The sequence below is a fragment of the Aeromonas sp. MR16 genome, from assembly GCF_022549315.1.
Lineage (GTDB): Bacteria > Pseudomonadota > Gammaproteobacteria > Enterobacterales > Aeromonadaceae > Aeromonas > Aeromonas aquatica.
In genome coordinates this window covers 21,535-45,625 of the sequence record NZ_JAKZFK010000026.1, presented here as the reverse complement: position 1 = coordinate 45,625, position 24,091 = coordinate 21,535, and the positions used below count along the sequence as shown (strand labels likewise).

At 61.0% G+C, this 24,091-nt stretch carries 28 protein-coding genes and 1 tRNA gene; 26 read left to right on the top strand and 3 right to left on the bottom strand.

Annotation, left to right across the window (positions count from 1 at the left end):
• Positions 1-70: 70 nt before the first annotated feature.
• The 24 genes from MM194_RS16860 (at position 71) to MM194_RS16745 (ending at position 18,306) form a co-directional block, all read left to right on the top strand.
• Entirely contained in the window at positions 71-934 is an 864-nt protein-coding gene (locus tag MM194_RS16860) for a GPO family capsid scaffolding protein (protein WP_241344202.1), read from the top strand.
• Between the two features lie 10 nt (positions 935-944).
• Positions 945-2,021: a phage major capsid protein, P2 family gene (locus MM194_RS16855; protein ID WP_241344201.1), complete on the top strand. Its 1,077-nt coding sequence runs from the start codon at positions 945-947 to the stop codon at positions 2,019-2,021.
• 3 nt (positions 2,022-2,024) lie between these two features.
• Positions 2,025-2,750 carry a terminase endonuclease subunit gene (locus MM194_RS16850; RefSeq protein ID WP_241344200.1) on the top strand — a complete coding sequence of 242 codons (726 nt, stop codon included), beginning with the start codon at positions 2,025-2,027 and terminating at the stop codon, positions 2,748-2,750.
• A 172-nt stretch (positions 2,751-2,922) separates the two neighbouring features.
• Positions 2,923-3,384: a head completion/stabilization protein gene (locus MM194_RS16845; protein WP_241344199.1), complete on the top strand. Its 462-nt coding sequence runs from the start codon at positions 2,923-2,925 to the stop codon at positions 3,382-3,384.
• On the top strand, positions 3,381-3,905 hold the full coding sequence (locus MM194_RS16840) for a phage tail protein (protein WP_241344198.1): 525 nt from the start codon (positions 3,381-3,383) through the stop codon (positions 3,903-3,905). The genes MM194_RS16845 and MM194_RS16840 overlap by 4 nt, the downstream gene beginning before the upstream one ends.
• Complete coding sequence (locus tag MM194_RS16835; RefSeq protein ID WP_241344197.1) at positions 3,902-4,588, top strand: phage virion morphogenesis protein; 687 nt, start codon at positions 3,902-3,904, stop codon at positions 4,586-4,588. The genes MM194_RS16840 and MM194_RS16835 overlap by 4 nt, the downstream gene beginning before the upstream one ends.
• 4 nt (positions 4,589-4,592) lie before the next feature.
• On the top strand, positions 4,593-5,717 hold the full coding sequence (locus MM194_RS16830; RefSeq protein ID WP_241344196.1) for a DUF2586 domain-containing protein: 1,125 nt from the start codon (positions 4,593-4,595) through the stop codon (positions 5,715-5,717).
• 3 nt (positions 5,718-5,720) lie between these two features.
• Positions 5,721-6,176: a phage protein gene (locus MM194_RS16825; RefSeq protein ID WP_039040909.1), complete on the top strand. Its 456-nt coding sequence runs from the start codon at positions 5,721-5,723 to the stop codon at positions 6,174-6,176.
• 9 nt (positions 6,177-6,185) lie between these two features.
• Positions 6,186-6,395, top strand: a complete 210-nt coding sequence (locus MM194_RS16820; RefSeq protein ID WP_102949114.1) for a TraR/DksA family transcriptional regulator — start codon at positions 6,186-6,188, stop codon at positions 6,393-6,395.
• A 23-nt stretch (positions 6,396-6,418) separates the two neighbouring features.
• The gene (locus tag MM194_RS16815; protein ID WP_095593433.1) at positions 6,419-6,730 is read left to right on the top strand and encodes a phage holin, lambda family; all 312 of its coding nucleotides are present in this window, start codon (positions 6,419-6,421) and stop codon (positions 6,728-6,730) included.
• 1 nt (position 6,731) lies between these two features.
• On the top strand, positions 6,732-7,211 hold the full coding sequence (locus MM194_RS16810; RefSeq protein WP_241344195.1) for a TIGR02594 family protein: 480 nt from the start codon (positions 6,732-6,734) through the stop codon (positions 7,209-7,211).
• Positions 7,208-7,639 (top strand): hypothetical protein, encoded by a 432-nt coding sequence (locus tag MM194_RS16805; RefSeq protein WP_241344194.1) that lies wholly within the window; start codon positions 7,208-7,210, stop codon positions 7,637-7,639. The genes MM194_RS16810 and MM194_RS16805 overlap by 4 nt, the downstream gene beginning before the upstream one ends.
• Positions 7,536-7,766: a hypothetical protein gene (locus MM194_RS16800; RefSeq protein WP_232098106.1), complete on the top strand. Its 231-nt coding sequence runs from the start codon at positions 7,536-7,538 to the stop codon at positions 7,764-7,766. Before MM194_RS16805 ends, MM194_RS16800 begins: the two co-directional genes overlap by 104 nt.
• A complete protein-coding gene (locus MM194_RS16795) occupies positions 7,763-8,026 on the top strand; it encodes a putative phage tail assembly chaperone (protein WP_163147975.1) in 264 nt (87 codons plus the stop codon). Before MM194_RS16800 ends, MM194_RS16795 begins: the two co-directional genes overlap by 4 nt.
• Positions 8,027-8,067: 41 nt before the next feature.
• Complete coding sequence (locus MM194_RS16790) at positions 8,068-8,211, top strand: hypothetical protein (protein ID WP_241344193.1); 144 nt, start codon at positions 8,068-8,070, stop codon at positions 8,209-8,211.
• 6 nt (positions 8,212-8,217) lie between these two features.
• Entirely contained in the window at positions 8,218-9,990 is a 1,773-nt protein-coding gene (locus MM194_RS16785; RefSeq protein ID WP_241344192.1) for a phage tail tape measure protein, read from the top strand.
• Positions 9,987-10,310 carry a DUF2590 family protein gene (locus MM194_RS16780; protein WP_241344218.1) on the top strand — a complete coding sequence of 108 codons (324 nt, stop codon included), beginning with the start codon at positions 9,987-9,989 and terminating at the stop codon, positions 10,308-10,310. Before MM194_RS16785 ends, MM194_RS16780 begins: the two co-directional genes overlap by 4 nt.
• Positions 10,307-11,494 carry a baseplate J/gp47 family protein gene (locus tag MM194_RS16775; protein WP_241344191.1) on the top strand — a complete coding sequence of 396 codons (1,188 nt, stop codon included), beginning with the start codon at positions 10,307-10,309 and terminating at the stop codon, positions 11,492-11,494. The genes MM194_RS16780 and MM194_RS16775 overlap by 4 nt, the downstream gene beginning before the upstream one ends.
• Entirely contained in the window at positions 11,487-12,167 is a 681-nt protein-coding gene (locus tag MM194_RS16770) for a phage tail protein (RefSeq protein ID WP_241344190.1), read from the top strand. Before MM194_RS16775 ends, MM194_RS16770 begins: the two co-directional genes overlap by 8 nt.
• The gene (locus MM194_RS16765) at positions 12,167-15,133 is read left to right on the top strand and encodes a phage tail protein (protein WP_241344189.1); all 2,967 of its coding nucleotides are present in this window, start codon (positions 12,167-12,169) and stop codon (positions 15,131-15,133) included. Before MM194_RS16770 ends, MM194_RS16765 begins: the two co-directional genes overlap by 1 nt.
• Positions 15,134-15,174: 41 nt before the next feature.
• The gene (locus MM194_RS16760) at positions 15,175-15,441 is read left to right on the top strand and encodes a hypothetical protein (protein WP_241344188.1); all 267 of its coding nucleotides are present in this window, start codon (positions 15,175-15,177) and stop codon (positions 15,439-15,441) included.
• Positions 15,442-15,470: 29 nt separating this feature from the next.
• Positions 15,471-16,142 carry a hypothetical protein gene (locus MM194_RS16755; RefSeq protein ID WP_241344187.1) on the top strand — a complete coding sequence of 224 codons (672 nt, stop codon included), beginning with the start codon at positions 15,471-15,473 and terminating at the stop codon, positions 16,140-16,142.
• Positions 16,139-16,699 (top strand): hypothetical protein, encoded by a 561-nt coding sequence (locus MM194_RS16750; RefSeq protein WP_241344186.1) that lies wholly within the window; start codon positions 16,139-16,141, stop codon positions 16,697-16,699. The genes MM194_RS16755 and MM194_RS16750 overlap by 4 nt, the downstream gene beginning before the upstream one ends.
• Positions 16,696-18,306 (top strand): hypothetical protein, encoded by a 1,611-nt coding sequence (locus tag MM194_RS16745; RefSeq protein WP_241344185.1) that lies wholly within the window; start codon positions 16,696-16,698, stop codon positions 18,304-18,306. Before MM194_RS16750 ends, MM194_RS16745 begins: the two co-directional genes overlap by 4 nt.
• A 755-nt stretch (positions 18,307-19,061) precedes the next feature.
• Here MM194_RS16745 and MM194_RS16740 read toward each other — a convergent pair.
• Positions 19,062-19,146, bottom strand: a tRNA-Leu gene (locus MM194_RS16740).
• A 143-nt stretch (positions 19,147-19,289) separates the two neighbouring features.
• Between MM194_RS16740 and MM194_RS16735 the strand changes: the two genes are divergently transcribed.
• On the top strand, positions 19,290-19,811 hold the full coding sequence (locus MM194_RS16735) for an RDD family protein (protein WP_033131694.1): 522 nt from the start codon (positions 19,290-19,292) through the stop codon (positions 19,809-19,811).
• A gap of 382 nt (positions 19,812-20,193) precedes the next feature.
• Here MM194_RS16735 and lptG read toward each other — a convergent pair whose 3' ends face one another.
• On the bottom strand, positions 20,194-21,264 hold the full coding sequence (gene lptG, locus MM194_RS16730; RefSeq protein ID WP_033131695.1) for an LPS export ABC transporter permease LptG: 1,071 nt from the start codon (positions 21,262-21,264) through the stop codon (positions 20,194-20,196).
• A 25-nt stretch (positions 21,265-21,289) separates the two neighbouring features.
• Positions 21,290-22,405, bottom strand: coding sequence for an LPS export ABC transporter permease LptF (lptF, locus tag MM194_RS16725; RefSeq protein WP_033131696.1), 1,116 nt, complete (start codon positions 22,403-22,405; stop codon positions 21,290-21,292).
• A gap of 172 nt (positions 22,406-22,577) precedes the next feature.
• Here lptF and pepA point away from each other — a divergent pair, with 172 nt between their 5' ends.
• On the top strand, positions 22,578-24,089 hold the full coding sequence (gene pepA, locus MM194_RS16720; protein WP_033131697.1) for a leucyl aminopeptidase: 1,512 nt from the start codon (positions 22,578-22,580) through the stop codon (positions 24,087-24,089).
• Positions 24,090-24,091 lie beyond the last annotated feature (2 nt).

The window sequence follows — 24,091 nt, the reverse complement described above, 5'->3', positions numbered from 1 at the left end:
AGCAGAACGCCATAGCGTGAAACCCCCTTGCCGACCCGATAGCCTGAGCCCGCATCACTTGGGAGTAGGCATGAACACATCAACCTTGAGAACTGGCTGGGTCTGTATCGCCACCGAAGGTACCACCGTCGATGGCAGGGAGATCACCGCTGCTTGGCTGACTGATATGGCCGAGACCTACGACCCGGAATACTACACAGCACTGATATGGCCCGAGCACGACCGCTGGGCAAACTTCGGCTATGTGCAGGAGCTCAAGACCGACGTCGTAGATGGCAAGCTCAAACTGTTCGCCATCCTGAGTCCGACCCGGGATCTGGTTTATTACAACCAAGTTGGCCAGTACCAGTTCTGTTCCATCGAACCACAAGAGCAGTTTGCCGATCTGGGCCGCACCTATCTGCGCGGCCTGGGCGTCACCGACCAGCCAGCCAGCACCGGCACCACCCACCTCAAGTTCAAGAAGAAGGGCGAGTCTCGCCTGATCGGTACCAGCGAACCGCTGGATCTCTCCACCTTCAAACTGCCCAAGCACGAGAAGGCAGACGGCCTGATATCCAAGTTTTTCAGCTTCCTGGCCAGCCACGGCGAGCCAGCCCTCCAACCTACCCCCAGCCAACCCGAGGATGAGGAAATGACCAAAGAACAGTTCGATCAGATGCTGGGGGCCCTCAATGGCCTTGGCACCAAGATCGATGGCTTCAGCACCAAGCTGGAAGCCAAACCGGAAACCACCGCCCAGGTGACCGACCCGGCGAAAGAAGAGAAGACCGGCATCAGCGCCGAGCAGTTCAGCAAGCTGGAAGAGACCCTGAACGGCCTGGCCAGCACCGTCGGCGAGCTGAAAGGCCAGGTCGACAAGTTCTCCGCCGAAGTGCCGGGCCAGCGCCCGGGCGCCATCGGCGGTGACGACACCACCTACCAAGTTTGCTAAGGAGCATTCAGTGAGCCAAACCCTGACCGTTCAGGCCGAACAGCGCCTGAACAAATACTGCGATGCCCTGGCCAAAGCCTACGGCATCGACATCAGCAAACTGGACAAGCAGTTCAGTGTCACTGGCCCGGTGGAAACCACCCTGCGCTCTGCCCTGCTCGCCTCCGTCGAGTTCCTTGGCCTCATCACCTGCCTGGACGTGGATCAGATCAAGGGCCAGGTCGTGCAGGTTGGCGTGGGTCAGCTCTACACCGGTCGTAAAAAAGGCGGTCGCTTCAAGGGCAAAGTCGGTGTGGATGGCAACACCTACGAACTGACCGAGACCGACTCCTGCGCCTCGCTGGATTGGGCAACCCTCTGCACCTGGGCCAACGCCGGTAGCGAGGGCGAGTTCATCAAGCTGGTCGGCGAGTTCGTCAACACGGCGTTTGCTCTCGACATGCTGCGGGTCGGCTGGAATGGCGTGTCTGCAGCCGATGACACCGATCCGACGGCGAACCCGCTGGGTCAAGACGTCAACAAGGGCTGGCACCAGCTCGCCCGCGAGTGGAAAGGTGGTAGCCAGATCATCAAGGCCGCGGCTGGCGAGAAGATCTACTTCGACCCGGACGGCAAGGGCGAGTACAAGACCCTGGACGAGATGGCCTCCGACCTCATCAACACCACCATCGACCCCCTGTTCCAGCAAGACCCCCGTCTGGTGGTGCTGGTCGGCACCGATCTGGTCGCAGCCGCTCAGGCCAAGCTCTACAGCGAAGCCACCAAGCCGAGCGAGCAGATCGCCGCTCAGCAGTTGGCCAAATCCATCGCCGGTCGCAAGGCCTATATCCCGCCCTTCTTCCCGGGTAAGCGGATGGTGGTCACCACCCTGGACAACCTGCACTGCTACACCCAGCGCGGTACCCGCAAGCGCAAGGCTGACGACAACCAGGACAGCAAGAGCTTCGATAACCAGTACTGGCGCATGGAGGGCTATGCCCTCGGCGAGCACAAGGCCTACGGCGGATTCGAAGAGGCCGACATCGAGATCGGCGCTGATCCGGCTGTTCTCGCCGCCGAAGCAGCCGCTCAAGCGGCCCAGGGCTAACCCATGAGCTCACCCGGTCAACGCCACAAACAGCGCGTACTCGCCATGCAGGGGGCCGAGCAGGCCGCCTGCTCAGGCGTCGCCACCGGCGCGGTGGCCGACAGCCTGCACCTGCAACTGATTGCCCTGGAACAGGACATTGCCCGCTTGCGCAAGCTGGCCCGCATCGGCGACCGGGTGAACATGAAACGCGATGAGCTGATGCCCAAGTACCGCCCCTATGTGGAGCGCTATCTGGCCGCCGTCAGCGAGTCGGGCCAGCCCTATCAGAACGAGCTGTTTCAGCGCCTCATCATCTGGGCTTTCGATGTGGGCGACTTCGACGCCGGCATCGCCTGGGCGGATCTCGCTATCGCCCAGGGCCAACGCACCCCGAATAACATCAAGCGCGACTGGGCCCACTTCGTGGCAGACACCGTGCTCGAGTGGGCCGAGAAGCAGGCGGCCGAGGGGCACGCCGTCGAGCCCTGGTTCTCCCGGGTGTTCGACAAGGTGCGCAACGAGTGGCGCCTCAACGAACGGCTGACCGCCAAGTGGTTCAAGGCTGCGGGTTGCCTGCTGCTGCGCGACCACGACGGCCAGCCACGCCCCAGCGCAGTGGGGGATAGCGCCACCCTGGAGCAGGCCGACCACTGGCTGGCCCAGGCCGACAAACTGCACGGCAAGGTGGGCGTCGGCACCTTGCGCCAGAAGATTGCCATGCGCCTCCGGGCGCTGAATCCGGAGTAACCGACTCTCCGCGCCGTCGCACCCCGGCGGGGAGGATAGGCCAGCCGCAAGGCTCGCGCCGAATCCTGCGATCCGTGGCTACAGGGGTGCACCTTTTCTCGCCGCGCCATCGGCGACCTGAGCAACCGGGGCAGTGGTGTTCACATTGGCAAGTATCAACAGGGGTCCAGACATGTTTGCAGGCAAGGACATCGACTATAGCGCCGCCACCATCCGCAATGACGGGTTCTGGCCTGATGTTGCCGTCGCCGACTTCGAACGCCGCCGCGCCCTGCCTGCCGATCTGGACCAGCAGACCACCGGCGCCGCCCTGCTCGCCGCCGTATCTGAAATCAACCTGCAGCTCGCCAGCCATCAGACCGCGCTGCAGGGCAAGGGCTACACCACCGCCGCCGAGGTACCAGGGCCCAGCCTGGAAGGTGGCAACAATGCCCTGACCGAGCAGTACCTGGCCGCCGTATTCGCCCGCGCCAAGTCCGCGCTGCTACCCGAGTTCGCCAGCGTCACCGAGCGGGCCACCGCCAACAACCAGGTGGAGCGATCCCAGGACCAGCGCGCCCAGTTACTGGCCGAGAGCCAGCAACTGGTGCGCAGCATCAAGGGCAAGCACCGGGCGGGGGTATCGCTGATATGAGCGCAGTCATGAACGAGCAGCAGGCTCAGGGCTACTTCCTGCATGCGCTCCACGCCGAGCTGCTGCGGGTGCTGCCGGGAAAATGCCATAAGCGCCTGGATAGCTGGATGGAGAACGGCACCATCAAGCTCGAACCAAAGAACATGGGGCCCACCGGGGTGGATGTGGCCTGGCTCACCTACCAGGCGGTGTTCACCATCGAGCAACTGCCGTTTCGAGAGCTGGATCCGGCCATTCTGCTGGCGGCCGTCGCCGCCTGGGTGCAGGAACACGACGACTTTCGCGAGCAGTTCGAGCTGTCTGATCCAGAGTACGCCGTCACCCCGAACGACGAGCAGACTGCGGACCTCGAGATCCAGCTCCCCTTCGCTGAACCGCTGCGTCTTATCGAGCACCCGCAAGGGCTAATCAACTGGCTCGGCAAGCGCTGGAACGTGGCCCCATATGACATCTGGGTAGCCGAGCACATCGACCTGAACGTGGGTGATACAGGACAGCATCAGATTGGGGGCCCAGCATGATCACCATCACGCTCGACGCGCACCGAGGCAAAGACCAGCTCAACCTGCTGGCCCTGCCCCCCAAGAAGCGCAAGCGGCTGGTGTGGCGTGCCGCCAACGAGATGAAAAAGCTGGCCACCCGTAACGTGCGCCAGCAGCAAGACCCCAATGGCAATGCCTGGGCACCGCGCAAGCGGGGCAAACGCAAGATGTTGCGTGGCCTGCCCAAGCTGCTGCAGATCCGCGAGCCTCGCCAGGACATGGCAGAGCTGGGGTTCACCAAGGGCACCATGAGCGCCCACGCAGGGGTCATCGCTAACACCCACCAGAAGGGGCACACCTACAAGGTGACGGCCGCCAGCCGGCGCCGCATTGCCCCCAGTGATGTGGGCAAGAACAAGCAGGCCAGCAAGGCACAGGCCCGCAAGCTGCGCGAGCTTGGGTTCAAGCGTCCTGGAAAGCGCAAGCGGGCATACCGCTCGGCATCGCTGGGTTGGATCACCGCCAATCTCAACTACGCCCAGGCGGGGTTGCTTATCAAGAAGCTCAAGGACGAACCAGTGAAAGAGAGCTGGGAGATCCAGCTACCAGCCCGCCCGTTCCTGGGCGCCAACACCAAGCAACGCGAACAGGCCTTTGCCCGAGCGCTGCAAAGCATCAACTACGGCTGGGACGTCAACAAGCAAGGCATGAAGGGGAAATAACGCCATGTGGCCTTATGTACAGATCAACAACTTGAACCAGATGCAGGGGCCAGTGACCGAGGTCGAGCGCCACCTGTTGTTCATCGGCAGTGCCGCCAGCAACACCGGCAAGCTGCTCTCACTCAACACCCAATCGGACTTTGACACCCTGCTGGGTGAGGGTGACAGCGAGCTCAAGACCAACCTGCTGGCCAGCCGTGACAACGCTGGCCAGAACTGGACGGCGGCCGCCTACGTGCTACCGGAAGATGGCGACTGGCTGGCCGCCGTGCGAACCGCCCAGCAGACCCAGTCGTTTGAAGGTGTCGTGGTGCTGGGTCAGGAGTGGGACCAGGCAGGCATCAATGCCGCCCATGCGCTCAACCAGGAGCTGATCGCCAAATGGGGGCGCTGGCAGTTCATGCTGCTGGCGGTACCGGGCATCGTCTCCGCTGGTGAGGGTGGCCAGGACTGGAGCGAATACGAAACCACGCTGGCCGCCCTGCAAGACGGTATCGCCGCGAGCTCGGTTTCTCTGGTGCCGCAACTGTGGCCCAACCTCGCTGGCGTCTATGCAGGTCGCCTGTGCAACCGGGCGGTGAGCATCGCCGACAGCCCCTGCCGGGTGAAGACCGGTGCCCTGGTGGGCCTTGGCAACAAGCCGGTGGACAAGGCCGGGATCACGCTGCCGCTCGCCACCCTGCAAACCCTGGAACAAAACCGCTACTCGGTACCGATGTGGTATCCGGACTATGACGGCACCTATTGGGCCGATGGCCGCACCCTGGATGCCGAGGGCGGCGACTACCAGGTGATCGAAAACCTGCGTGTGGCCTACAAGACTGCTCGCCGGATGCGCCTGCGAGCCATCGCCCGCATCGGGGATCGCTCGTTCAACTCCACTCCGGGCAGTACCGCGGCCGCCATCATGTATTTCGGCAAAGACCTACGCGAGATGGCCAAGGCCACCACCATCAACGGCCAGCCGTTCCCGGGCGACATCGCCTCCCCCAAGGATGGCGACATCAGCATCCAGTGGACCGCCAAGAACCTGGTCTCCGTCTATGTGGTAGTGCGCACCGTGGACTGCCCCAAGGGGATCACCGTCAACATCATGCTCGATTTGAGCCTCAACAACGGGGAGGGCTAACCCATGACCAGACGCATTTCAGGCCAGAGCTTCGACACCACCCTGATGGGCACCATGGTCCATGTCGAGAAAGCCAGTCTCTCCATCACCGACAACAGCGCCGTGGCCCAGACCCGGGGGATACCGGATGGCTTCGTCGATGGGGATGTCGCTGCCGAGGTGGAGTTCGAGCTCGATGCCAAGAACTTCACCCTCCTGAGCGATGCAGCCAAACGGGCCGGTAGCTGGCGCGGCATGGCGCCGGACGACGTGTTGTTCTACGCCGACACCGGCGACGAAACCATGAAGGTGGAGGCCTTCGGCGTGAAGCTGCAGATCTCTGACCTGCTCGACGTCGATCCCAAGGGGGGCAGCAAGGGGGTTCACAAAATCAAGGGGTTCGTCACCTCCCCCGACTTCGTTCACATCAACGGCGTGCCTTACCTCTCCCAGGAAGACACCCGCCACCTGCTGGGTTAAGGGGGGAGATTGGACGACATCGACCGCGCCACCCGTCACGCCGCCAGGATGCTGGCGGCCCAACTGGCCAGCCAGGTGGGCAAAGGCAGTTATCAGGGGGAGAGCCGGCACCTGTGCGAAGAGTGCGACGACCCCATCCCGGAAGAACGCCGCCGCCATGTACCAGGGGTGCGCCTGTGCGTCCCCTGCAAGACCCGCCTTGAGAGGCTGGGCCGCTAATCAGAGCCACGGACATGAACAACATGCCTCATAAAGACCCGACCCTAGCCACCGCCTTGCTGGCCTGGCTGATGGACAACTGGCCCGCCGTCTATGGGGCCCTGCTGGCACTCGCCATCGCCTTCCTGCGCATTACCTACGCCGGCGGACGGGGTCGCCGCCGGCTGATCGAATCCCTGCTGTGCGGCCTTATCACCCTGGCGGCCGCCACCGGGACCCACCTGCTCGGGATCCCCCAGGAGGCCACCCCCTTCCTGGGCGGAGTGGTGGGGCTGCTCGGGATCGACATCATCCGCGACCGGGCTGCCCTGATTTTCAACAAGAAGGAGGGCTGATATGGCTCTGCGCTGGCTTGACGAGGCTCGAAAGCACTTGGGCCTGAAAGAGATTAAGGGGCCAAAACATGCCCAGGCCATTCTCGACATGTGGAAGGCGATCAAGCGGGGAGGCATCCGTGATGATGAAACCCCATGGTGTGCCGCTTTTGTCGGCGCTTGCCTGGAGCGGGTCGGCATCCAGTCTACCCGCTTCGAGAGTGCCAAAAGCTATCTGAGCTGGGGTGAGAAGCTGGACCGCCCCGTACAGGGCTGTGTGGTGGTGTTCACCCGCGACGGTGGCGGTCATGTGGGGTTCGTGGTCGGCAAGTCCACATCCGGCAACCTGCTGGTGCTGGGAGGCAACCAGGGAGATGAAGTGAATATCCGCGAATTCCCGCTGACCCGTGTCACCGGGTACCGCTGGCCCCTCAATGAGCCGCTGCCGGTGGGTGATCTGCTTGTTGGTACTCCGGCCCAGCTGTCGATGGGTGAAGCATGAGCACGCTCAGCAAGGTGCTGGGGATCGTGGGCCTGCTCCTGGTGCTGGCGCTTTATGTCACCCATCGCCGCACGGTGGACATGCAGCGCACCCTGACAGAGCAGCAAACCACGATCACCAATCTGCAGACGGCCAACGACCAGCAGGCCACCGAGCTCCAGGAACAGGAGTTGATCACGAAGGGCCTGCGCCTGCTGCTCAACAACCAGAACGCCGCCTTGGCCAAGCTCGACAACCAGAACAGGAAAACAGCCGATGAACTGCAACAAGCCCTGGCCACTCCGCCGGCGGGCCGCCCGGATTGCGCTCGCGAGCCTTTGCCTGGTGGCGCTCTGCGCCTGCTCCAGCCAACCCACGACAGTGGTGCAGACCCGGGTGGTGAAGCGGCTGCCACCGCCGGGGCTGGTGCCCAACTGTCCGGAGCCTGAATTCACGGGGAGCACCTACGGCGACGCCGTGCAGTTTATCCCCACCTTGCAGACGGCGCTGCGCCGCTGCCAAACCCAGATCACCACCCTGACCAACTGGATTGAACAAGAGGAAACAACCCCATGAGCACACCGATCATCACCCTGGAAGTCGCAGGCAAAGAGCTGAAGTTTGCCCCGACCATGGTGGCCTACAACAGCTTCATCAACGACATGATGCCCAACGACAAGGTGGCACCTGCCCACAACTACCTCAAGAAGATCGTCTGCCAGGAGAGCAAAGAGGCGCTCGATGACCTGCTCAAGCGTCCCAGCGCAGCCCTGCAACTGGCTGGTGCCGTCAACAAGGAATTCGCACCCGATCTGGACATCACCGTAAAAAACTGACGGCGCGTGCCGAGGCCATCGAGCGGAACCAACTGGAGCAGGTGCTGGCGCTGCGCCGTTACTACCTGCCCCATGAGGATGACGACCTCGACAGCCTGGCCCGCGCCATCTGGTTAGACAAAAAGCACCAAGAGTCCAACGCCGCCGCCGTGGCCGAGGGCATTGCCAAAGCATTGAACGGATAACGGCCTATGAACTGGATGGAAAAATTGATGATGCAGGTGACTTTGGTGGATCAGGTCACCAAGCCCCTTGCAGGCATCAATGCCCAGATGGACAAGGTCAGCAAGGCGGGCCGTCAGGGCTGGAGCAACATGGCCATGGGGGCCACCACCGTGGCTGGCGGTGTCATGGCGATCCAAGGCGCCCTTGGCCCGGCCATCGAGATGGACAGGGCCCTCGCTGAGGTGGCCTCCCTCGATGTGCAAAAGGATGTGCTCGGGGCGCTCGGCCGCGAAGCGCTCAAGTTGTCTGTGCAGTATGGCAACTCGGCCACCGAGATCGTGCGCTCCTCCTACGACATCCAGTCCGCGATCGCAGGGCTGGAGGGGAACGAGCTGCCAGCCTTCACTCGCGCCTCCACTACCTTGGCCAAGGCCACCAAAGCCGACACCGCCACCATCACCAACTACATGGGCACCATGTACGGCATCTTCGAGCAGCAGGCCAAGCAGATGGGCAAGGCCAACTGGGTGGAAGATGTCGCCGGCAAAACGGCGCTGGCGGTCCAACTGTTCAAGACCACCGGCCAGGGCATGGCCGATGCGTTCGGCGCGATCGGTGCCAACGCCACGGCGGCCGGGGTGTCGATGGATGAGCAGTTCGCCGTGCTGGGCCAGTTGCAGGCCACCATGAGCGGCGGCGAGGCCGGTACCAAGTTCAAGTCCTTCCTGGCTGGTGTCGGTGGCGCTCAGAAGGCGCTCGGCATGCAGTTCACCGACTCGGCAGGCAACATGCTGCCGGTGCTCACCATCCTGGACAAGCTCAAGATGCGTTACGGCGAGACCATGAGCGTGGCCGAGGGGGATGAGCTCAAGAAGGCGTTCGGCTCGGATGAGGCGGTCGCCATGATCAAGCTGCTCATGACCAACACCAAGGGCCTGGCCACCAACATCAACGCGCTGGCCAACACCCACGGCATGGGCAAGGCCGAACAGATGGCCGCGTCAATGACCGATCAGTGGGAACGGGTGACGCAAGGATGGTTCGCCATCCGTGCCGCCGCCTTTGGCGTGGTGCTACCAGCCATCAATGCGGTGGTCGGTCTCTTTGCCGATGGCGCCAATGATGTGCTGCGGTGGACTCACCTTTTCCCGAACCTGACCAAGGTGATCAGCTATGCCATGCTCGCCATCGTAGGCCTGAGCATGGTCACCGGCGCCTGGATGCTGGTCGCGGGGCTGGCCAAGCTGGCGACCCTGGGGATGGGCATCGCCTGGACCGTCATCATGGCGCCGCTCAACCTGCTCAAAGCGGGGCTGGTTGCCTTTCGTGCCATCCTGCTGGCCGTCAACATCGCCATGTATGCCAACCCCATCGGGCTGATCGTGGCTGGCATCGTGCTGCTGATAGGGGCTGTTGCAGCGGTCATCTACTACTGGGATGACCTGAAAAAAACCTTCTCAGACTGGGGCGTGTTCCAACTACTCGGCAAGTCTATCGACTGGCTCATCGACAAGCTCAACATGATCCCGGGCGTCAACATTGAGGCGGGCGCCATGCCTGACCTCAACTTGCCGAACCCCGAGAACATCAACGCACCGCTGGCCCGCTATCGCCAGGGCGGTCAAAGCAACATCCCCTCCGGTGGCATTGGCCAGCAGCTGATCCAAGCCAACGCGGCAGCGACCACGGCGAACCAGAAGCCGACCAAGGCCATGCATATCGGCGAGGTGCACAACCACTTCCAGAACCAGGTGTCACCGGGGGAGATGGAGCAAGAACTGTGGATGACCACCCCATGACCGATCCCAAGTACATCGACATCCTGGTGGTGGATGGCGCCTGGCAACTCGACGCCGGCGGCCAGCCACGCCTGACCCAGGACCGACACAGCATCGGCCAGGACATCAAGCACCGGATCATGGAGTCGGGGCTGGCCCGCAAGCTCATCGGCGAACGCAGCCCCACCCTGCGGGCGGATGTGATGACCGAGATCGAACTGCTGGTCGAGAACGATGTGCGCCTGATCCCGGGCACCATCCTGATCAGCGAAGAATCGCCGGAACGCATCATGGTCACGGCCCGTACCTATGAATTCGGCGATCTGGAGGTAACCCTATGAACCTGCGCCCCACTGTGGATTTTATGGCCCTGTTGGCAAAAAGCGGGGTGCCGACAACCGAGGCGGCCATGGAGGCCGAGCTCAAGAAAGAGGTGGAGGCCGCCGGCTCACTCATCACCAACGACAGCGATGTGTCCCCGTTCTGGCGCCTGGTGCGCGGCGTGGTCATCACCCCGGCGCTCTGGCTGATCCGCACCCTGCTGGCAGGCCATGTGCTGCCAGCCAGCTTTGCCGCAACCGCCAACGATACCTATCTCGACCTCAAGGCCTGGGATGTGGATCTCACCCGCAAGGCCGCCCAGAAAACCCGGGGCCTGGTCAACTTCACCAAGGTCAATCCGGCAGAGGCCGTCACTATCCCGGCCGATGTCTGGATCACCACTGAGCGCATCAACGGCACCATCTATCGCCTGCGCCCCCTGCAGGAGATGGTGAGCCCTGCCGGTGAGGCCGTAGCCAAGGTGGTCTGTGAGGCTGAGTTCGCCGGCAGCGCCTGGAATCTGGCCCCCGGTTATTACAACCTGCTGAGTAAACCGGTGACCGGCATCCTGTCAGCGCGTAACGCCGACCGCGATTGGGTCACCACACAGGGGGCCGATGCCGAGAGCAACGATGCTCTGGGGCTGCGCATTCAGAACCAGTTCTCAGCGGTAGGGCGCTACCACATCGACGCGATTTACCGCTCCATGCTCGCCAGCGTGGCGGGGATCCGTGCCGATCACATCTTCTTCGAGCATGACGCACCGCGGGGCCCGGGTACCGCCAATGCCTTCATCCTGCTGGAGGTGGGCACCACGCCGGCCAGCTTGATCGACAAGCTCAACGACTACGTGAGCACCCAGGGGAACCATGGCCATGGCGATGACCTGCAGGTGATGGCCATGCCAGAAACCGAGCACTCACTGCACCTGGAGCTGTGGCCGGCCGAGAACATGACCGCCGAACAGCGGCTGACACTCAAACGTGAGGTAGAGCTGATGGTGAAGGCGGCCTTTCGCCAGTCAGCTGACTATCCGTCAGTGACCCGGGCGTGGCCGCAGTCCCGCTTTTCACTGAGCCAGCTTGGCCGCGAGCTTCATCAGGCATTCACAGAAATAAAGAGCCTGCACTTCACTGAGCTGGATATCGTCTCTGGCCTCGCCATCCCGCGCCTGAGTGAGCTGGAGGTGTTCCTCCATGACTAAGACCACCGAGCTCAACCACCAGGACAAGGCCCCGCAGCTGCCAGACAGCACGGCCCCCTGGTGGGAAGACGGCAAGACCATTGCCGAGGGAGTGCAAGAGCCAGCCTTCCTGGCCAAGGGGATCATGGCGTTCTGGCGCCGCCTGCGCGGCTGGCTGTTGCAACCGCTGACCCAGCAAGACCCGATGACCTGCTCGGAGGCCATGCTGGCGCTGATCGCCTGGGAGCGGGACATCACCCGCTTCAAGGGGGAGCCGCTCACCCTGTTCCGCAAGCGGGTGAAGTTCGCCTTCATCAACGCCCAGGATTCGGGCGAGGTGGCGGGGTTCAAGCGCATCTTTGAGCGCCTGGGAATCGGCTGGTGTGAGCTTCATGAACGACAAGAAGGCACACCTTGGGACGTCATCACCATCGAGGTGGCCGACAGCGACTTGGCCGCCAATCAGCAATTGATGGAGACCTTGATCCAGCACTACGGCCGCACCTGTCGGCGATACCGCTTCCAGGTGCTCTATCCCGCCGTGGGCTACCTGCATGCTGGCCGTATCGACATGGGCCACCAGGTATTTGTCGCAACCATCAATAAACCAGCCTGCAAGGGGTACTTGCGCGCCGGTCAAATCCATTTCATTCAACACGTTTACGGGGCGTCTCTCCCCCGCAAGGAGTCCTGATGAGCCAGGTCATTACCAACGCATTCGAACAATATTGGCAGTCAAGCCTGGCCGCAGAGCAACCGGTCGTGCTGGATGAATTCGTGCTGGCGGATATCCCCAATCTGGATATCACAGCCCCCATCGACCCGGACACCGGCCTGCCGCCGGAGAGTCAGATCATGCATCGCCAGAACGTGGACCAGCGCGGCCGCATCAACAACAACGCGGTGGCCTACACCATTGTGATGGATACCACGGTCGGCGACTTCTCGTTCAACGCCATGTACTTGCGCAACAAGGCGAACGGCGTGATCGGGATGATTGTCTACAAGGGGCGCGAGACCAAGCTAAAGACCGACCAGACCACCGGCCAGACCGGTAACTCCCTGGTCAAGTCCATGCTGATGGGTTACGACCAGGCAGCCGAGGCGACCCTCACCAACGTGGATGCCGGCACTTGGCAGATTGACTATGCCGCCCGCCTGCGCGGGCAGGATGAAGATCTGCGCCAGCTGGCCAGCCAGCTCTATGGCCATCACACCTTCATTGGTGATGGTTTCAAGGTCGTGCAGCAGGATGGCGGCCATCAGGTTACCCAGGGCGTGGCCATCGTCGGCGGCCTGCGCATCGAGCTGAAACAGCCACAGGTCATTTACCCGGGCACCAAGCCGATCGGCGTCTGGGTAGATGTGCACCGGTCTGGTTCACTGCTCTCTGAGCATCAGAACCACGTCACCATCATCACCAGCGTGGCAGATCTGACCGACCACGTGGATGGCAACGGCTATCAGCACTACGTGGCCAAGCTGGGTACCGTGCAAGCTGACAGCACTGTCATTGATGGCCGTGGGCAAGGTGGCAGCGGCGGTTCGGGAGCCATCCCCGACACCTTCGTCCTCTGGAAGCGATCGATGGCTGAAGCCGGTTACGATCTCATTGGCGAGTTTGGAACTTCGGTAACTATCACAACAGAAAAGCAGGTGATGTTAGACCGTGATACATCACAGGTTTTTTCATGGGCCGGGTACTTGCCAAGGAATGTAGGTTCAAACGAAAAACCGGCACAAAGCGCCAGCTGGGTCATGGAAACAGAGAAAGGATTACGGCGTGACCTGAGTAGTCCTGGCGGTTCTAACTTAATGAGTTTTAGCCTGCCGGGTTACGAGGAGCATGCTGTATCAGTCGGCAGCTTGCTTGGCACCAATGTCACTGCAGAGATGTTCGGTGCCAAAGGCGGAGGTAGTCAATTCAACACTTTACCTATCCAGCTGGCGATAGATTTTGTTTATGCATCTGGTGGTGGTGTTGTCTATCTTGGCCCAAAGGTATACAAGATAGCTGCCAGTAGTCTGAATGAGACTTTCGACAATTTTGGCGTGGCGATCCCAGCATCAACCTGCGGCATAGTCTTAAGAAAAGGGGTGTCGCTGATTTGCGTGAAAGGACACACCAAACTAATTTGCGATGATGCCACCATCAGTATCATTGCCTTGATTGCGCCTAATAATAACCACTTGTCTGGTTTCGAGTTGCAAGGGGGCTTTACTGGCAACCAAGGGGCTGGACACGGGATTGTGCAGTTCGGTACTCAGGGTGGCGTTGATACAGCCTGCACTAACACAACTATATCCGATGTTTATGTGCACAACGTGGGTTCCTACGGTGTCAGCTTCGGTAATGGAAACCCAACTAATGTGCATCTGGAACGCATACGCACCGACTTCACTGGTGCCGATGGCCTTGATTTGAAAGCCCGTGGTGATGCATCACTTCCCCCTGACAGTAACTCTGCCACAAACATTGTTACATCACGCCAAGGGATGCGCGTGGAGGGGTCGGCGGGAATAGATGTGCGTGGGGTATGGCATCTCAAGAATATTACTGCCAAGGATTTTGGAGGGAACCCCGAAAGATCTTATACAGGCATTCGGTTTCGTACAAAACCACCGGTCACAGACCCTTATATAAAAGCGGCAGCAAAATCGACGTTAGACGGTTTCACTATTTACACCAAGCCAGGCATCGCAGCTGCTTCTCTCGTTGGGATTGAGTGCGGCTCTGACGACGTCCACATTGCAAAAGGTACAGTGGACGATGTGCATCAAGGAGTCGCGCACAATGGCAATGCTGTTGGCGCTGCAAATCGCAGTACAGTGACCGGCGTGACAACGACTAATTGCACGATTTACGGCTTCCGTAACTTAGTGGGTAACGACGGCATTACTTACATAGGTTGTACCGATGTCGGGTCTGCCACTCCATTTAGGATGGAAGGCACTAACATGCGGATGATCGGGTGTACAGGCGCATCAATTTCAGTCGCCTCCTCAGCATCGCCATCATTTTCCCAAGTCGGTTGCTCTTTCGGACAAAGTACAGTCTCAGTCGAAGGCATTAATGCCTCGAATACGTCAGTTTCTGCAAAAGGCACTGCAGCGGATATTGCTCTTCGTCTAGTCCCCAAAGGTACTGGCCATATTGGTGCTTTCGGAGATGTGCGTCCTGACGTGGCCAATACCAGATATCTTGGCTCAAACTCGCTCCCGTTCGCAGGGGGCTTTATCCAGACTGCATTCTCAGTCACCTCTGATGAGCGGTGCAAAACAGTTCCAAAGCCAATTACAGACGAGATGTTGGATGCCTGGGCTGAGGTGGAATATGTCGAATACCAGTATCTCGATCGAGTTGCGAAAAAAGGTGAGAGCGTTGCACGCTGGCATGTGGGAGCCATTGCTCAGCGGGTTATCGAAGCATTTGAACGTCACGATTTAGACGCCTTTAAGTATGGGATCGTCTGTTACAACGTTTGGGATGAAATACCTGCTGTTATCGATAGGGAGACCGGAGAAATAATTGAAATGGGTCGAGAGGCTGGAGACAGATTTAGCTTGGTCTACGAAGAGGCGTTGGTGCTGGAGGCAAAGCTACAGCGCAGGAACTATCTGCGCCTACTGGCCCGCATCGAAGCGCTGGAGGCTAGCTGATGGGGATAGGTATCGATTGCTCGCCACTTTGGCACGCAGTGATGGCAGTTGCACTACAAGTCATGCTGGGTATCAACCAGAGCATATGGGGCCTCGGTGGCGCCCTGGGCTGCCTCTGGTTCATCGCCCGTGAACATACACAGGCAGAGTATCGCTGGATCGCCATGTTCGGCCATGACAAGCGCGCCAACATGCCATGGTGGGGTGGCTTTGACTGGCGAGTTTGGGATCTGGCAAGCCTGTTGGATTGGCTGGTGCCAGTGCTCGCTTGCATCGCTGTCTATTGGGTCGCCAAGTACAAATGCTGAATCCTGATGCATGGAGTGGAGGCTTGTTGATGGGCCGTTGCCTCACGGTTGCGCCATATCAGCATGGTATAGGGCAGGAGCAGGGTGGCAAATACACCCTTGCCGCCCCCAACGCCATCAAAGCAATGGCGGCCAAGCTGCAGGATGGCGCAGATCCCCTGCTGCCTGCTGGGCAGCTCCATGCGGTGACTTGGTTGGTCACAGGCAGCAGCGAGACCGAACTGGCCGCTGCTCTGGCCCCAGTCTGCGCAATCCTGCCGCTACCGGAGTGGTGCGCGACCCTACGCCGCCTCACCGCCAACAACGACATCATGGCTCAGCCCACTGCGGCCATGGTGCCGCGCTGGAAGGCAGAAGAGCCGTTGATATGGGATCCGCTGCGCCGCCAACTGATGCTGACTGCTGCCAGAGATGCTCTGCAGGGCAGTGGGAACAACTCGCCGGCACCGACGACCACCAAAGCCAAACTGGCCGCGCTGGCCACCAAGCGCGCTGCCCGGGTTGCCGAACTGGATGAGGCACTGGCCAACAAGCCAAGCCTTGCCGGAATGCTGTGGAGCTGGCACGGGTATGGCGAACCCGCCAGCCTGGCCGCCCAACTGCTCGAGAGTGCCCATCCTGACCATAGCCACAGCATGACCGTCGGCGCCCTTCTGCTCTCCCCTTCCCCGCTCACCTTCTGGCAGGAGTTAACCCAATGAGCCGAACCGCCATGCTCACACTGGACGGTGAGCCCATCGTGATGAAGTCGATGCGGATCTCCGCCTCGATGCAGTTTCAGGACAAGGACCAGAGCGGCCAGACCAGCTCAACCAGCAGCGCCGAGCAGGGCGAGAAGGCCAAGGAACTCGATGTCTCCGGCCTGGTGCCGTTCAACGATGAGCAGACCCTGAGCCGCCTGTTCGAGCTGGCAGATGCCAAGGGTGACGGCGGGAAGCGCCATATCTACCGGGTCGGGTCGCTGCTAGCCAAGTCGGTGAAAGTGCGCCAGGCAAAGTTCGCAGGGCGTATCACCGCCAGCGAACAGGAGGGGCTCCTGGCGTGGCAGGTGCAATTCACCCTGCGCGAGCACAACTCGGTACCGGAGAAACGCGAGCAGCGCCTCCCCAAGGCTGCTGCCACAGTGGGGCAAGGCACCGCCAATGCCACGCCGGCGAAAACAGACAGCAGCGCGGCAGCGTCTGAGCAGGAGCAGCTCAGTTCCTGGGAGAAGGTGATGAAGGGGCTGGATGACAAGCTGGGAGACGTAATGGCGTGAAACTATCGACCAATCTGACTTTGGGGGGTAAACCAGCCCACCTGGTTGACCATGATATCGTGCTCGACATCTCTGCCGGTGGCCGTGCCTCCCTGACCATCGAAGGGACGGCAACCAAAGGGCAGACCCTGACTCTGGATACCGGCTACAACGGGGAACTGCGCCGCTGGTTCACCGGTTATGTCTATGACGTACAACCCGCCGCCAACGGTGCCAGCAAGCTGCTATGCCGTGAGCTGGCCGGGATCCTGGGCAGCAAGTTCCCGGTCAGTATCCAGCATGCCACCCTGCGCAGCCTGCTGGCCTGGCTGACCGACCAGACCCAACTCACCTTCTTGCTGCCGGACGGGGCAGACTACACCGACACCCCGATCCCCAACTTCACCAGCGCCGGCACCGGCTATCAGCTGCTCGATAATGCGGGCCGCGCCTTCTCGGTACCTGACTTCATCTGGCATCAACAACCAGATGGCGCCATCTTTGTGGGCAGTCATGCCCATAGCCGATGGGCAGATAAGGCGGTGGAGGTGGATCCGGCCTTCTCGGCACGCCAAGCGGGCAACACCATCACCCTGGCCCCGATCCCGGCCATGCGCCCGGGGGCCATCGTCAACGGCAAGCGGGTGGAACGGGTACGGCTCAAGGGTGACGAAATGACCCTGACCACGGCCACACCAGGTAAACCGGTGAAATCGCCAGAGCGGCGCAAGATGGAGGGGGAATTCCCCGAGCTGGCCGACAAGATGCACCTGCCCAAATTCGGGCGGGTCGAGGCCATCAGCGACCAGGCCAGCGCCGGCCAGCTCAATGACCCGTTCCGCCCGCGCTATGCGGTGGATGTGCAGTTGCTCGGCGAGGATGGCCAGCCTGACCAGGGCACCCCGCTCTATCGGGCGGTACCGCTGCCGGTGATGTTCGGCGGGCCAGAGCAGGGGCTGCTGCAGTTCCCCATCGAGGGAACCATCGTCGAGCTGGGGTTTGCCTTTGGTCGGGCAGACCGGCCGTTCATTCGCACCATCCTGGGCACTGGCTGGCCTCTGCCGGACATCGCCCCGGGCGAGCAGCTACAGCAGCAACGGGCCGAGGTGTTCAGCCGTACCGATACCGTGGGCAACCAGTCACGCCATACTGACCGCCGCCAGCACGACAAGGCCATGCAGATGATCCGCGAGGCGGACGAGTACCTGGGCGAGTTCGGTCAGCACCGGATGAGCGTCTTGGCCAGTAGCGTGGAAGAGATCGGGGGCATGAAGTGCATCGAGGCACTCGGGGATATCGAGCTGCTGACCGCCGAAGACATGATCCTGGGCAGCGCCGGTAACATGAGCCAGACAGCAGGCGGCAACCTGGATGAAGATATCGCCCTGGTTCGTCGGGCACTTGCCGGCGAGCTGCAGCACTTCGAGTCACCCAAGTCTTGGATGGGTAGCGATGGGGTGAACATCTTCCGCCTGCTCAACCAGCTGATGGACGTGGTGCAGCAACTGGCCGCCACCGCCGCCAGCCATAACCACGGCGGCCCACCGCCAACCAGTGCCGATACATTCATCGGCCAGAGCGAGCAGGCCGGGCAACTGGCCAGTACCCTCTCCCCCATCATCGAGTAACCCACCAAACGAAGAAGGCCCCACACAGTGGGGCCTTCTTCTATCTGCCTGACAGCGCCTGAGCATGGCCAGGGAAAGGTGCCGCATGAATGGGCGCCGTCGGGCAGCGCTGCATCATACGTGAAGCCTACGCCCGCTCACAGCCTCCTGGAGCACCACGGAAACGCCCACGGCGGCGTCTGCGCCACGGAATCCGCGCTCATCCGCTCCCGCCTGCGGGGTTCATCAAGAAAATTTTTTGCAAAAGTGGATTACCGCAAAACCATAGGGCCAGAACGCGCCACATCAAGGATCTGTGGCTTGGCTAGGATCTGAAAGGATCGAAAGAAATTGCGGGGTTTTACAGTTCGGCCCGGCTTTGGATAACGAGGTTGAAAGCGCAACTCATTGAATGTACTGGGGTGGGCGTACTTTCCGTGGGAATTTTAATGATCGGGGGAGGATCGCGAAGGGCTTGAGGTGAGACGGGAAGGCTTTATATTTCAGCCCGTTAAGCTCAAACGGGCATGAATCGAGAACTGAAATTTTGAAAAGGGGTCTGCGGCCTGGGTGCACAGGCCAGCCTGCGCCACGGAAAACAGGTTTTCTATGAAATGTGTCCGGTCACGATGACCAACTTGTAAGGGGGAATGGCGACACTGCCGCCCCGATCATCCAAACCACTGTCGCCACTTCATCGCCACTTGGTGATTACTGAGGGACAGAAAAACTTAAGGCCACCCTCACGGATGGCCTTAAGTCATTGAATTAGTTGATGGTGCCCGGGGTCGGACTCGAACCGACACGTCTTTCAACGGCGGATTTTGAATCCGCTGCGTCTACCGATTTCGCCACCCGGGCAACTGCGAGGGATTATACGAATGGCGTTTGGGCATGCAAGGTGTTTTTCTTGCGCCGGCTCCCGTTTGCTCATTTATTCAACGCCTTGCCGATATTAAGCCAGTTACATAGAATGCCCGCATCATATTAATGGAATAAGTACCATGGCCAAGCGCAAGACTGTCTCCTCCCCCCAGACCCCTCCCCCGCAGCACCAGTATCCGTCAGCCGGTTTGCTGCGCCGCCTGGGCGCCCTGCTCTATGACTACCTGGTGGTCACCTCCTTGCTGATCATCGCGGGCTTCATCGGCATGGGTGTGGCTTACCTGCTACTGGCGACCGGCGTGGCGACCGTGCCCGAGGGCAAGGATGCCTCCTGGCTGCTGACCAGCCCGCTCTACAGCGCCTGGCTCGCCGTCATCATCTGCGGTTTCTACACCTGGTTCTGGACCCGCGCCGGCCAGACTATCGGCATGCGCGCCTGGCGCCTGCGCATTCAGAATGCGGACGGCAGCAACATTCGCATCACCCAGGCCCTGATCCGGCTCGCCACCGCCGCCTTCGGCCTCGGCAACCTGCTGTGCGTGTTCAACCGCGAGCGGCCCCGCGCCTTTCAGGACATCTGGGCCGAATGCGAGGTCGTGGTGCTCGGCAAGCAGGAAAATCTGGAGCAGTTGAGCAAATAATCCAAGCCGCCGGAAAAACAGAAGGGCACCTCAGGGTGCCCTTTTTTTGTTTCGATATCCGGCTACTGTTTCGGCTCAGAATATAGAAGGAGATGCCGCCAAACAGCAGGCTGGGCGCGATGGCCGCCAGCATAAGATGGCGCCACCGCATTCCCGGGCATCAAACAACGACTGCTTACGGCTCAGGATATAGAAGGAAATACCGCCAAACAGCAGGCTGGGCGCGATGGCCGCCAGCATAAGATGGCGCCACCGCATTCCCGGGCATCAAATCACTACTGCTTGCGGCTCAGGATATAGAAGGAAATACCGCCAAACAGCAGGCTGGGCGCGATGGCCGCCAACATAAGATGGCGCCACCGCATTCCCGGGCATCAAATCACTACTGCTTGCGGCTCAGGATATAGAAGGAAATACCGCCAAACAGCAGGCTGGGCGCGATGGCCGCCAGAATCGGTGGCACCGCATACACCAGGCTGACCGGGCCGAACACCCGATCGCTCACATAGACCGCAAAGCCGGTCATGATCCCCATCAGCATGCGGGCCCCCATGCTCACCGAGCGCAGCGGACCGAAGATGAAGGAGGAGGCCAGCAGTATCATGGCCACCACAGAGAGCGGCGACAGCAGCTTGCGCCACATCTCCAGCTTGTAGCGACCGGCATCCTGCTTGTTGGCATCCAGATAGCCGATGTAGTCCCGCAGGCCCGAGATGGGCAGGTTCTCGGGATCGATGCTGACCACCCCAAGCTGCTTGGGCGTCAGCTCAGATTGCCACTCCAGCTGGGCATGCTGTTCATCCAGGATCTGCTTGGGATCGTCGAAACGGGTGATGTGCACCTGTTTGAGCAACCAGTGATGCTGCTCGAACACCCCTTCCTGCGCCTGGACCACATCGATCAAGGCTCGGGACGGTGTGAACCGGTAGAGGGTGATCCCGGTGAGGGCGCCGTCGTTGCGCACCCCGTTGATGTTGACGAAGTTATTGCCATCCCGGGCCCAGACACCGTAGGCCGAGACGGTCAGCCGTCCTTCCGACATGGCGCCCGCCTTGATGTCATCGGCCATGCGCTTGGCAATGGGCGCCACGTACTCCCCCATCAGTCCCACCAGCAACATCAGCGGGATCGCCGTCTTCAGCGCCGCCATGACGATGCTGATCTTGGAGCGGCCCGCCGCCTGCATCACCACCAGCTCGGAGCTGGTCGCCAACTGGCCGAGACCGATGAGTCCACCGAGCAACGCGGCGAGCGGGAAGAACAGCACCGCCTCTTTGGGCATGGAGAGCAGCACGAAATAGAGGGCGTTGAGCATGTCGTAATTGCCTTCCCCCACCGCCTTGAGCTGCTCCACATACTTGATGAGCGCCGCCAGCCCGACCAGGGTCAGTTCACACAGCAGGATCGACATGAAGATGACCCGGCCTATATATCTATCGAGAATGCCAAACATCAGCGGAGGCTCCTATGTTGCAACATCATGATGCTGATTTTCTCTGGAAGAAGTAGCCCTTCACCCCGTTCCACCAGCTGGTTCCCTGCAGGTTGAGCGGCAGGCCGATCAGCAGCAGATAGGTGAACGGCACCAGGAACATGCCGGGCCAGTGGGGCAGGCGCCCGCTGTCGATGGCCGAACGGGAGGCACTGAGCAACAGGAAATAGGAGAGGTAGAGCAAGATCGCTGGCAGCAGCTTGGCGTAACGCCCCTGGCGGGGGTTGACCCGGGCCAATGGCACCACCAGGAAGGTGAGCACCAGAATGGAGAGCGGGAGCGACAGACGCCACTGCAACTCGGCCATCAGCTGGTTGTCCTGAGTACCCAGCAGCGCCACCGTCGGCTTGGCAGCCGCCTTGCGATTGGATCGCTCCATCTCCTGCTGGCGGATCACCAGGCTGTACTCGCTAAACTCCGAGACCTGGAACTGCTTGCCGGTGAACTGCCCCTCGTAGCGGGAGCCATCCTTCAGGGTCAGCCACTGCAGGCCATTGCTGTCGGCGGTTACCCGCCCCTCGTTGGCAACCACCACCGAGGGGGGCGAAGTGCCTTCGGCCCGCTGCAGCACGAAGATCTTCTGCAGCTCCGAGCCCTTGTCATTCAGATCCTGGATGTAGGCGACCAATCGGCCCTTGTCGAGCTCCATGAAACGGCCCGCCTGCAGGAAGGAGATGCCCGGATCGGCCTTGAACTCGTCGATGACCTGATACTCGCGCTCCTTGGCCTGGGGGGCGACCCAACCGGTGTTGAAAGCGGCCACCGCCGCGGTCAACAGGGCCAGCAGCATGGCGCTGCGCATCACGAAGCGGTGGCTGAAACCCACCGCGTGCATCACCGTCATCTCGCTTTCGGCGTACAGACGACCATGAGCAAACAGAATGGCTAAAAACAGACTGATAGGCAGCATCAACAGCGCCATATTGGGCAGGTTGAGCAACAGCAGGGTGGAAACCAGGCGCGTCGGCACCTCGCCATCGGCGGCGTCGCCGATGATCTGGATAAATTGCTGGCTGACGAAGATGAGCAGCAGCACGAATAGCACCGCCAGCTGGGTTTTCAGGGTCTCCCTGAACAAATATCGGAAAACGATCACAGTCATTCCCAAGTAAACTTGTGTTTTTAGTCGAATGCCTGAAAAATAGGGCCCTATATTGGATTTTTACCAGTTTGAACTGCGGAGCCTGTGGCTGTTCGCTCCGCCTCTGATACCCCAACAAGCACCGCATTATTCAATAAAAGGTGCCTTTTGTCTTTAGGATGTAGGAGATTCCATGGAGTTCAGTGTAAAGAGTGGCAGTCCTGAGAAGCAACGCAGCGCCTGCGTCGTCGTCGGCGTATTTGAGCCCCGTCGCCTCTCTCCGGTTGCCGAACAGCTGGACAAGATCAGCGACGGCTACCTCAGCTCGCTGCTGCGCCGCGGCGATCTGGAAGGCAAACCAGGCCAGATGCTGTTGCTGCATCAAGTACCGGGCGTGCTCAGCGAGCGCGTGCTGCTGGTCGGTTGCGGCAAGGAGCGGGAACTCGACGAACGCCAGTACAAGCAGATCATCAACAAGACCATCACCACCCTCAACGAGACCGGGTCCATGGAAGCCGTCTGCTTCCTGACCGAGCTGCACGTCAAGGGACGGGATACCTACTGGAAGGTGCGCCAAGCGGTGGAAACCACCAAGGCGGGCCTCTACAGCTTCGATCAGTTCAAGACCAACAAGGCCGAACCGCGCCGTCCGCTGCGCAAGCTGGTGTTCAACGTGCCGACCCGTCGGGAACTGGCCATTGGCGAACGCGCCATCACCCACGGTCTGGCCGTGGCGAAAGGGGTGCGTATCTGCCGCGACGTGGCAAACATGCCGCCCAACGTCTGCAATCCGGCCTATCTCGCCTCCCAGGCCCGTCGTCTGGCGGATGCCTATGACAACATCACCACCAAGGTGATCGGCGAGCAGGAGATGGCCGAGCTCGGCATGAATTCCTACCTGGCGGTGGCCCGCGGCTCCGACAACGAAGCCATGATGGCCATCATCGAGTACAAGGGCAACGGCGATGCCAAGCCCATAGTGCTGGTCGGCAAGGGGCTGACCTTCGACTCCGGCGGCATCTCCATCAAGCCAGCCGAAGGCATGGACGAGATGAAGTACGACATGGGCGGCGCGGCCTCCGTGCTCGGCACCATGCACGCCCTGGCCCAGTTGCAGCTGCCCATCAACGTCATCGGCGTGCTGGCCGGTTGCGAGAACATGCCGGGTGGCAACGCCTACCGCCCCGGTGACATCCTCACCACCATGTCCGGTCAGACCGTCGAGGTGCTGAACACCGACGCGGAAGGCCGCCTGGTATTGTGCGATGCCCTCACCTACGTGGATCGCTACGATCCCGAGACCGTCATCGACGTGGCGACCCTGACTGGCGCCTGCATCATCGCCCTCGGTCACCACACCTCGGGTCTGCTGGCGAACCACAACCCGCTGGCCCACGAGCTGCTGAATGCCTCAGAGCAGGCCGGCGATCGCGCCTGGCGCCTGCCGCTGTTCGACGAGTACCAGGAACAGCTGGAGAGCCCGTTCGCCGACATGGCCAACATCGGCGGTCGTCCGGCCGGTACCATCACCGCCGCCGCCTTCCTGTCGCGCTTCACCAAGAAGTACAACTGGGCCCACCTGGACATCGCCGGGACCGCCTGGAAGAGCGGCAAGGATAAGGGCTCCACCGGTCGCCCTGTGCCCCTGCTGACCCAGTTCCTGCTCAACCGGGCCGGCGTGGCGGACGTCGAAGACAAGGAATAAGC

Excerpts from the sequence above, each read along its gene's own strand:
- MM194_RS16860 (WP_241344202.1), top strand. The coding sequence starts at position 71 with ATGAACACATCAACCTTGAGAACTGGCTGGGTCTGTATCGCCACCGAA.
- MM194_RS16850 (WP_241344200.1), top strand. The coding sequence starts at position 2,025 with ATGAGCTCACCCGGTCAACGCCACAAACAGCGCGTACTCGCCATGCAG.
- MM194_RS16845 (WP_241344199.1), top strand. The coding sequence starts at position 2,923 with ATGTTTGCAGGCAAGGACATCGACTATAGCGCCGCCACCATCCGCAAT.
- MM194_RS16840 (WP_241344198.1), top strand. The coding sequence starts at position 3,381 with ATGAGCGCAGTCATGAACGAGCAGCAGGCTCAGGGCTACTTCCTGCAT.
- MM194_RS16835 (WP_241344197.1), top strand. The coding sequence starts at position 3,902 with ATGATCACCATCACGCTCGACGCGCACCGAGGCAAAGACCAGCTCAAC.
- MM194_RS16830 (WP_241344196.1), top strand. The coding sequence starts at position 4,593 with ATGTGGCCTTATGTACAGATCAACAACTTGAACCAGATGCAGGGGCCA.
- MM194_RS16825 (WP_039040909.1), top strand. The coding sequence starts at position 5,721 with ATGACCAGACGCATTTCAGGCCAGAGCTTCGACACCACCCTGATGGGC.
- MM194_RS16815 (WP_095593433.1), top strand. The coding sequence starts at position 6,419 with ATGCCTCATAAAGACCCGACCCTAGCCACCGCCTTGCTGGCCTGGCTG.
- MM194_RS16810 (WP_241344195.1), top strand. The coding sequence starts at position 6,732 with ATGGCTCTGCGCTGGCTTGACGAGGCTCGAAAGCACTTGGGCCTGAAA.
- MM194_RS16805 (WP_241344194.1), top strand. The coding sequence starts at position 7,208 with ATGAGCACGCTCAGCAAGGTGCTGGGGATCGTGGGCCTGCTCCTGGTG.
- MM194_RS16795 (WP_163147975.1), top strand. The coding sequence starts at position 7,763 with ATGAGCACACCGATCATCACCCTGGAAGTCGCAGGCAAAGAGCTGAAG.
- MM194_RS16785 (WP_241344192.1), top strand. The coding sequence starts at position 8,218 with ATGAACTGGATGGAAAAATTGATGATGCAGGTGACTTTGGTGGATCAG.
- MM194_RS16780 (WP_241344218.1), top strand. The coding sequence starts at position 9,987 with ATGACCGATCCCAAGTACATCGACATCCTGGTGGTGGATGGCGCCTGG.
- MM194_RS16775 (WP_241344191.1), top strand. The coding sequence starts at position 10,307 with ATGAACCTGCGCCCCACTGTGGATTTTATGGCCCTGTTGGCAAAAAGC.
- MM194_RS16770 (WP_241344190.1), top strand. The coding sequence starts at position 11,487 with ATGACTAAGACCACCGAGCTCAACCACCAGGACAAGGCCCCGCAGCTG.
- MM194_RS16765 (WP_241344189.1), top strand. The coding sequence starts at position 12,167 with ATGAGCCAGGTCATTACCAACGCATTCGAACAATATTGGCAGTCAAGC.
- MM194_RS16760 (WP_241344188.1), top strand. The coding sequence starts at position 15,175 with ATGGCAGTTGCACTACAAGTCATGCTGGGTATCAACCAGAGCATATGG.
- MM194_RS16755 (WP_241344187.1), top strand. The coding sequence starts at position 15,471 with ATGGGCCGTTGCCTCACGGTTGCGCCATATCAGCATGGTATAGGGCAG.
- MM194_RS16750 (WP_241344186.1), top strand. The coding sequence starts at position 16,139 with ATGAGCCGAACCGCCATGCTCACACTGGACGGTGAGCCCATCGTGATG.
- MM194_RS16735 (WP_033131694.1), top strand. The coding sequence starts at position 19,290 with ATGGCCAAGCGCAAGACTGTCTCCTCCCCCCAGACCCCTCCCCCGCAG.
- lptG (WP_033131695.1), bottom strand. The coding sequence starts at position 21,264 with ATGTTTGGCATTCTCGATAGATATATAGGCCGGGTCATCTTCATGTCG.
- lptF (WP_033131696.1), bottom strand. The coding sequence starts at position 22,405 with ATGACTGTGATCGTTTTCCGATATTTGTTCAGGGAGACCCTGAAAACC.
- pepA (WP_033131697.1), top strand. The coding sequence starts at position 22,578 with ATGGAGTTCAGTGTAAAGAGTGGCAGTCCTGAGAAGCAACGCAGCGCC.